2 protein-coding genes are annotated in these 1,694 nt (G+C 35.2%); one reads left to right on the forward strand and one right to left on the reverse strand.

The window, feature by feature from the left end; translation table 11 throughout:
- A partial coding sequence (locus tag M3090_RS15190) for a restriction endonuclease subunit S (RefSeq protein ID WP_410553275.1) occupies positions 1–423 on the forward strand: 423 nt, incomplete at its 5' end.
- On the opposite strand, the gene M3090_RS15195 is transcribed toward M3090_RS15190, so the two are convergent.
- Positions 416–1,609 (reverse strand): restriction endonuclease subunit S, encoded by a 1,194-nt coding sequence (locus M3090_RS15195; protein ID WP_249057672.1) that lies wholly within the window; start codon positions 1,607–1,609, stop codon positions 416–418. The two genes, M3090_RS15190 and M3090_RS15195, sit on opposite strands and share 8 nt — an antisense overlap.
- Positions 1,610–1,694 lie beyond the last annotated feature (85 nt).

Here is a 1,694-nt window from a genome sequence, read left to right on the forward strand (position 1 = left end):
GAAGGGTATTATCTTTTACAGAAAGGGGATTTTGCCTATAATAAAAGCTATTCGGGTGATTACACATGGGGTGCAATAAAACGATTGGAACGGTATGATAAAGGCGTATTATCCCCTTTGTATATCTGTTTTCGACCTGATTCAAGCAAGATAGATGCAGACTTTCTTGCACATTACTTTGAATCCAAGAAGTGGGATAAAGGTGTTGCTGATATAGCAGGTGAAGGTGCAAGGAATCATGGATTACTTAACATTTCTGTGATTGATTTTTTTAATACAACTCACCGCATACCTAATTTAGACGAACAAAAACGTATAGCGAAAATTCTCAACTCGTTATCCTTAAAATTGTCTTGTGAACAATGCATTATGCAAAGTCTGATGATGCAACGAAACTATTTATTATGCAATATGTTTATATAAACATCGTTTTCAGCAAGTATGTCCTTTGTCGAAACATATAATTATGTATCTGAGTTTCATTGTGCAATTTGTTATCTATTGCATTTATGATTGCAAGAATGTGTGACTGTTCACGCTTTGTTGGAAGTGTTACCGTCATATCCAACCACTCATCTACATTGATAGAACGACCATCACGAATACCGTATGTAACAAGTTTGAGTGACTTTATAAACGGCTTTGATATAAAGAAATGAGACAAATAACCATACGCAACCAAATCGTTTGGGTGCAGGATTGTATATGCTGGGCTACAAATTCCAGTTCTATCAGAGAAAGCAAAACCGCCTTGAAATGAACGAAGATGAACTACATAATCACCTTTTCGGACAATTTTATATTCACTGATACTATTTTGTTCAAATTTGATGTCTATGTTTATATCACTTCGTTCAATCATACCCAATTCCTGACTGGCCGATAAGACATTGGAATAGGTCAGTTTTTTATTCTTCTCATTGACTACTTTAAAGAGTTGCCGGAAAGAATAAGTCTCACCTTTTGCGGATGAATAGAGTTTATCTACAATGGCTGACTTTAATTTTTTCAAATCCTCAATGATTTTGTTCTGGGTAGCGATACGCTCATCTATCAATGAAATAAAACGAATCAATTTTTTCTGCTCTTCAATACATGGATATGATATATTGAATTTCTCAATAATATCATAGCTAAGATTTTGTTGCTTAGTACCTTGTGCATATCTAATACCTATGACATTGCCATGCTTTTTATACCAAGCATAAAGAAATTCATTTGCAATATCTTTCTTTGATATAAAAGCCATACATGCTTGACTGATTGTTGATTCACTTGCCGTGATAGAGCAAGTTCCTCGTACACCATCTGCTTCAAGGCCACATATTGCTATAACAAATGTACCAACTGGAAGTAGTTTGAGATTATTACTCTTAACGGCTTCATCTGAAATCTTCTCTTTCGTATCTGCAATATAGTGCTCTTTGAGTTCCCCACTTGTAATCCAGTTGACTGTACCATCAAATTGTTTTTTATCCATCCTGCTTGGTGTGTTTCCGGAATAGAGTTCAAATTGTTCTTCAATGGAAGAAGTATTCCATTCCCCACTAAACTCCGGGAATCTCAAAGCCGGAACATTAAGGACTTTCTTATCTTTATTATCTGCCATAGTCATCATTCTTTAATTTTATTGATAAGTTCGGTTGCCGTGATGTCACGCATCAAGGTGAAACCAAACCACTTTTTACCTAAAT

Source organism: Bacteroides sp. ET71, assembly GCF_023336905.1.
GTDB lineage: Bacteria > Bacteroidota > Bacteroidia > Bacteroidales > Bacteroidaceae > Bacteroides.

Bases quoted from the DNA above. Each gene is read 5' to 3' on its own strand.
- M3090_RS15195 (WP_249057672.1), bottom strand. From the start codon at position 1,609: ATGGCAGATAATAAAGATAAGAAAGTCCTTAATGTTCCGGCTTTGAGA.